This is a genomic window from Sporosarcina sp. ZBG7A (genome assembly GCF_000813425.1).
Lineage (GTDB): Bacteria > Bacillota > Bacilli > Bacillales_A > Planococcaceae > Sporosarcina.
Genome location: NZ_JWIB01000043.1, coordinates 35,688 through 41,849, shown reverse-complemented (window position 1 = coordinate 41,849; position 6,162 = coordinate 35,688). Strand labels below are relative to the sequence as shown.

General features: G+C 41.8%; 7 protein-coding genes. 3 read left to right on the top strand and 4 right to left on the bottom strand.

Annotation, left to right across the window (positions count from 1 at the left end; genetic code table 11):
- Positions 1-25 precede the first annotated feature (25 nt).
- Positions 26-469, bottom strand: a complete 444-nt coding sequence (locus RL70_RS14520) for a YlbF family regulator (RefSeq protein WP_039044119.1) — start codon at positions 467-469, stop codon at positions 26-28.
- Positions 470-530: 61 nt separating this feature from the next.
- Positions 531-1,961, bottom strand: coding sequence for a Mur ligase family protein (locus RL70_RS14515; RefSeq protein WP_052245991.1), 1,431 nt, complete (start codon positions 1,959-1,961; stop codon positions 531-533).
- Between the two features lie 85 nt (positions 1,962-2,046).
- On the opposite strand from RL70_RS14515, the gene RL70_RS14510 reads away from it, so the two are divergent.
- Positions 2,047-2,814, top strand: a complete 768-nt coding sequence (locus RL70_RS14510) for an aspartate kinase (RefSeq protein ID WP_231567285.1) — start codon at positions 2,047-2,049, stop codon at positions 2,812-2,814.
- A gap of 5 nt (positions 2,815-2,819) precedes the next feature.
- Here RL70_RS14510 and RL70_RS14505 read toward each other — a convergent pair whose 3' ends face one another.
- Positions 2,820-3,887 carry a CAP-associated domain-containing protein gene (locus RL70_RS14505; RefSeq protein ID WP_039044117.1) on the bottom strand — a complete coding sequence of 356 codons (1,068 nt, stop codon included), beginning with the start codon at positions 3,885-3,887 and terminating at the stop codon, positions 2,820-2,822.
- A 204-nt stretch (positions 3,888-4,091) separates the two neighbouring features.
- Between RL70_RS14505 and RL70_RS14500 the strand changes: the two genes are divergently transcribed.
- Together RL70_RS14500 and ytvI are read left to right on the top strand one after the other, a co-directional pair.
- Entirely contained in the window at positions 4,092-4,457 is a 366-nt protein-coding gene (locus RL70_RS14500; RefSeq protein WP_039044116.1) for a YugN family protein, read from the top strand.
- A 97-nt stretch (positions 4,458-4,554) separates the two neighbouring features.
- Positions 4,555-5,613 carry a sporulation integral membrane protein YtvI gene (ytvI, locus tag RL70_RS14495; protein WP_039044115.1) on the top strand — a complete coding sequence of 353 codons (1,059 nt, stop codon included), beginning with the start codon at positions 4,555-4,557 and terminating at the stop codon, positions 5,611-5,613.
- A 62-nt stretch (positions 5,614-5,675) separates the two neighbouring features.
- Here ytvI and RL70_RS14490 read toward each other — a convergent pair whose 3' ends face one another.
- Positions 5,676-6,137, bottom strand: coding sequence for a DUF420 domain-containing protein (locus RL70_RS14490; protein WP_025785192.1), 462 nt, complete (start codon positions 6,135-6,137; stop codon positions 5,676-5,678).
- Positions 6,138-6,162 lie beyond the last annotated feature (25 nt).

The window sequence follows — 6,162 nt, the reverse complement described above, 5'->3', positions numbered from 1 at the left end:
CCATCCGCTTTTTACTGTTCTATCCTTAAGCAGAGCACGAGCAACCTCCACCGGTACCACAACTGCCTCCGCATGATGATTCGGTTACAAACGTATTGTCACTTGGCAATTTTACGGATTCTGATACAGAATGTGCAATGGCTGCACTAATTTCATCCAACATATATTGGACGTCATTCTCCGCAAGTCGCAAAGCTGCAACTTTTTCATTCATATCTAATGCTCGTTTATCGAGTCGTATCGATTTCATAACTCTATTATAATCCGGATGGTATCTTCCGAAGCGCTGCACCTCTTCATAACGGTCTTTCATCTCAGAAAAATCACGGATTTGCTTGACTAAATCCGGATCACTGTAAACCGCTTGATGAGCGACGCGGTATTCGAAAAGTACGTCGGATGTCAAAATCATCTCGGCCAATTCGTCTGTCTGTTCGATGATGGCAAGCCATTCGTCGGTCATCATCATAAGTGAATTCCCTCCATTCCTCCCCATTATACCAAATAGAGGGAGCAAACGCATCACTTGTTCATTCCTGAAGTGTTTCCAACTGATGAAGGGCTGTCATCGCTTCTGCGAAATCAGACATCATAATTTCCTTACCAGCAATGTATTGCGAAGTTTCATGACCTTTTCCAGCAATAAGCACAATATCATTTGGCTCACTTGCAGCGATTGCTTGGTGAATTGCACGTTTTCTATCCATTACCACTTGGATTGCTGAAGGATTTTCTGTTCCTGCTAAAATATTTTGCACAATCTCCAATGGATGCTCACTACGAGGATTATCAGATGTGAGTACTATGGTGTCACAACAATTTTCAGCGATTTTACCCATGATAGGTCTCTTCTCTTTGTCTCGGTCTCCCCCACAACCGAATACACAAATGAGTTTTTTTGGTTCCAAACTTGCTACTGCTTGCAAGGCAGCAGATAGCGCATCCGGGGTATGTGCATAATCGATGAACACCCGCCTCCCTTCATGCTCCACAAGTTGCATACGACCTTCAGGTAATTTTAAGAGACGAAAAGATGAAAAAATCTCCCTCTCTGGAAACCCTAATAACTTCACAACAGATGCTGCTGCCATCGCATTTAACCGATTATGCTCTCCCGGGGGCAACGATCCGATTAACTCTTCTGAGGGCATATACCCCCCTGCGACATTTCTTCCAAACAAGTGTGTTGGTAACTCGACATCTCTAACAATTTCCATACACTCACTGTCTTCACAATTTACGACGAGTTGTTCAGACAACGAACACAGCTTTTTTTTCGCCGCGATATAATTCCCACGTCCCCCATGCTCATCAAAATGATCTGTTCCGATATTCAAAAAGACACCTATGGATACTCGACAATGAGCGAGCCTTTCCTTTTCTAATCCGAGGGAAGAAGCTTCTAGTGCAACATGAGTAACACCTCGATCTCTGCATTTCCTTAACAATGGATGTAAGTATTCTGCAGTAGGCGTTGTAAGAGGGGGGATCTCTTCATCCATCTTTTCCCCATCTATATAACAACCAGTTGTTCCAAGTACAGCCGTCTTAATACCAAATTGTGCGAGCAACTGGCCGATGAAATGGGTCACAGTAGTTTTTCCATTTGTACCTGTGACTGCAATTATCGTCAAATCATCTGCAGGAACTCCAGACAATTGTGCACTACTATAAGATAGGAATTGCTTACAGTCTGGTACTGTCACAACGGCTACGCCTCGCTGATTCCATTCGGAAAACTTACTTTCCAATACCGACCGGTCGATGACAATCGCTGCGACTCCTTTCTCAAGTGCTTCTTCAATCGACTCAATGCCATCATGTTTAGCTCCTTTTCTAGCGACGAACAAACAATTCTTCTTAATACGTTTCGGATGCTCTGTAACTGACTCAATTGTGACGTCCCTCCAGTTCCCACGGATCGTACACGGCCAATCTTTTAATAATTCGATCAGATGCAAATCAGCTTCTCCTTCCCGAACGTTTTTACTCTCAGGGAATATAGTAAGAGTGAACCTACCACAGAGTATGAAATGTTTCGGGTAAATGTCACGAAGAAAGTTGGGAGAAGAGATGATCATCCAAAAGTTTGGTGGCGCAGCGATGAAAGATCGTGCTATGCGCCGTTTATGTATTGATCGAATACAGGAAGGTCTAAATTTAAATGACAAGGTCATCGTTGTCGTGTCTGCGATTGGGCGACAAGAAAGCCCGTATTCAACAGACAGGCTCCTGAGCATTACACCGTCCTTAAAGTCCTCTACAGCTCCATGGGACCTAGCTGCAGCGTGCGGGGAGCTGCTAGCATCTGCTGTCTTAAGCGCAGAATTAGAGGAAGCAGGTACTCCTAACAGGATTATGCACAGTGTGAACTCAGGCATAAGAACCATTGGCTCCTTTGGTAACGCAACAATCGAGACAATCGAGACAAGCTATATCGAACAAACCTTTCAGGATCATAATTGTTTAATCATCCCTGGATTTCAAGGGATGAATGCAGCTGGAGATTATATGACATTAGGTCGAGGAGGCAGTGATTTGACTGCAATTGCTCTTGGTAGCAGTCTGGATGCCAGCCATGTCGAGTTTTTCAAGGATGTCCCAGGTGTCATGTCGGCAGACCCTCATATCTATCCAGATGCTAAAAAATTCGATTCGCTGACAATCGATGAATTCCTTCCCCTATTAGACTGCGCGAGACCGATTATTCAAAAACGAGCAGCACTTCATGCAAAAAAAACAGCAATCCCTCTCTGCGTAAGAGGAATCGCTGTGGCTGAAGAGGGTACTTGGATAGTTCCCCACTCATCTTAAAAACCCTATTCTTTAGTTGGTTTTTCAACTTCTTGTATTAAATTTTGCGTATAATAATTTCCATACACTCCAGTACCAATATGTGTAAAGTTTTTATCCAACAAGACTTCTTGGTGGGCAGGAGAATTCAACCAACCATGAACCGCTTCAATTGCATCCGTATAATTTAACGCAATATTTTCTCCTGCTTTTTTAACGTCTATCTCAGCAAGTTTCAGCCGATTGGCAAGTGTACCCGATGTCGGTGAATCTTGGGAAAAATAATTTTGTAATGCCATTTCTTTACTATGTTCGCGCGCAACCAGTTGAAGTTGGTAGTCACGCTTCAATTTGTCGACACCATGATTCTCCCGATAAATGTTAGTGATATCGAGAATTTGACGTTCAAGAGCCCTATCTACAGCCATCTGATCTTCAGACGAAGGCTTCTTCACTTCCATGAGCTCCCCTTTATAGAAAAGATCATAAGGTTGCTGCATGACAAGAGTCATCGGGTCAATGAACCGTACACCTTCCAGCTCTTCCCCTGTTTCATCTATATATAGTTGAGTGAAAAGACCTTCTGATTGAATGAGCATTTTGTTTTTAATGTCATCCCCATTTAGCACAAATGTGTACTGATTGTCCCCAACCACCACTTCCAGTTCTGACTCAATAATTGTGCTTCGATAGATATCTTGACTATTTTGTCCATTTACATAAGGATAGACATCTGCTTCTCGATCTGCACTATATATCTGATTCACTTTACCGTCTGCGACTCCTGCCATAATCATTGGATTTGCATTATAAATCCACCATTCAAATCCAAAAACAGAAAGATCCTTTCGATCTGGTTCTCCAAACAGTTTCGTCAATTCTTCTGAAGATTGCCCGACCACTGTCGAAATTCCTTTTTCGGGTCGTTTTGCATTACTATCGCCTTGCTGTTCGAAAGAGCTCTCGCCGCTAATAGCAGTTCCAGGCTGAACAGGTGACTCCAATGGCTCATTCTCCCTAATTCCATCATCCCAAAAGTAAAATACCAGAAGTGCAATCAGGAATAACACAAGCACTTTCCATAATCGTTTCAATTCCCCACCCCTTCTTACAGCTACCACACACATAACTCACTACCTTATTGTAATCAACATTAGATGAATAAGTCATCCATTTCTCACCTGTCTCCTAAAATACGCTTCAAGACACAATGTTGCCATTGCAACCAACTTCCTTTTGTTCTATGATTATAGACGAATAGCAATCGATTGACTGTTGCATAAGGAGGAAGCTAATCAATGGATTTTGTAAACACAGGTATTGAAGAGCTGGCTGTTAGCCTAATCGATCTTGAAGAAATTGCTAAAAGATATGACCTAGTTCTCGCTGGACAATGGGACTACGAACGTGTCACATTCGACAAAAAGTATACAGTGAGCGAAGGAGTATATTATTTACGTGTCTATGGACTCACTCCGAATGGTGACGTTGGCAAGAATGAGGCGGTTATTGAATTCATCACTCCTCAACTCGGTAAACACTATTATCCACATGGCGTTGAATACGGAGATGACGAGTTCTATCCATCATTCGTTGTAAATGATTGCAAAAAAACATTGGCAGGCATGGTTAAAGATTTGCAAGCATTTAACTTAAAAAAATGATTATCCACCGGAGAATAATTTGTTCTCCGGTTTTTCATATCCATTTTCATTTTTTTTGGCTATAATAGAAATAATACACGATTTGGAGGAATGCCGGGTGTCGAAACGGTTAACAAAACGAACTTTGCTTATTATAGTAACTGCAATTGTTGCAGCTGCTGCTCTTTTCTTTATACTCCCGGTTTCCATACCACTAATATTAGCCCTACTGACAGCGCTGATGATAGATCCGCTTGTCAAGTTAGTAGAGCGTAAATTCAAATGGAAACGAAAGTTATCGGTTATTTCCGTATTTATCTTTGTCGTTTTGCTTGTTGCGGTAGGGATCTATTATTCCGTAACATCGTTAATCGGTAGAATTATTCAATTCACAAAAGATGCACCGGATTATTTAAACTCGCTATCCGGAGTCTGGATTGATATGCAGGAGAAAGTATTTAGATATACTTCAGGAATGCCCTCAGACATCGTCAAAGCCACACAAGAACAATTGACAGCTGCGCTCACTTCCTTCAAAGATTCCCTTCTTGAACTGTTGAGCTATGAAAAGATCATTGCACTCGCTTCTGAAATCCCAAATTTCCTCGTGAGTTTCATCGTCTTCTTGATTGCCTTGTTCTTATTTATGCTAGAACTACCTCAACTAAAACAAAGCGCGTTTAACCTACTAACGGATCGTACGGCAGAAAAAGTACGGTATATGACTACTAAACTAAATGCAACAGTCATTGGATTTATGAAAGCACAATTGCTCGTCAGTTTCATTATTTTAGCTGTTGCATTCGTCGGATTGTTGTTGATCGTTCCGAAATATGCAGTCGTCATGGCGATCATCATCTGGATTATCGACGTCATCCCTATTTTAGGTTCCATTATCATTCTTGCGCCCTGGTCGCTTTATGAATTTGTAAGTGGAGACGTTGCGATGGGAACAAAACTCGCAATATTAGCTGCAGTACTACTAATCATACGCAGAACTGTGGAACCAAAAGTGATGGGTTCTCAAATCGGTTTATCCCCCCTTCCTACGTTGATCGGGATGTTCATCGGCTTGAAATTGTTTGGGGTACTCGGATTCTTTATCGGCCCGATGGTCGTAATTCTTTTTACTACTGCAATCGAAGCAGGAATTATTAAGCTGAATTTTAGAATATAGCTGAAATGCAAAACCACACAAAAACACGCATGTCCCAATTAAAGGGGCATGCGTGTTTTACGTTAAAATCCAAGAATGGCTTTAATCATTGAAGTCGTTTCTCCACCTTTGTAAAACACATAGAGGAGCAGATAGACAGCTACACCTGTAAGGGCTGCAAAAACCCACACAGTGCTTGTTACAGGGCCAAGACGACGATGCTTTGGTAAGTTGTTCTTAAATCCTGAGATGAGCGACAGGACGCCTAGAACAGCTCCAGTCGTAGCCAAACAAATATGGAATATTAAAAACACGGTGTAATAGATTTTAATGTTATCTGGGCCACCAAAAGACGTGTTCCCAATGATAATTGTACGGGATAAGTAAATCACTAAAAACAGAAGTGCTGAAATAGATGCTGCAATCATCACATTTTTGTGTGCTTGCTTCCGCTTCTTGCGGATCAGCATCCATCCGATCACCACTAAAACACCAGAAATTATAATGAGCAACGTGCTCAATGTCGGTAGAAAAGGCAAGTTCATAAGGTTTCTCCATTTCTATTCAGAT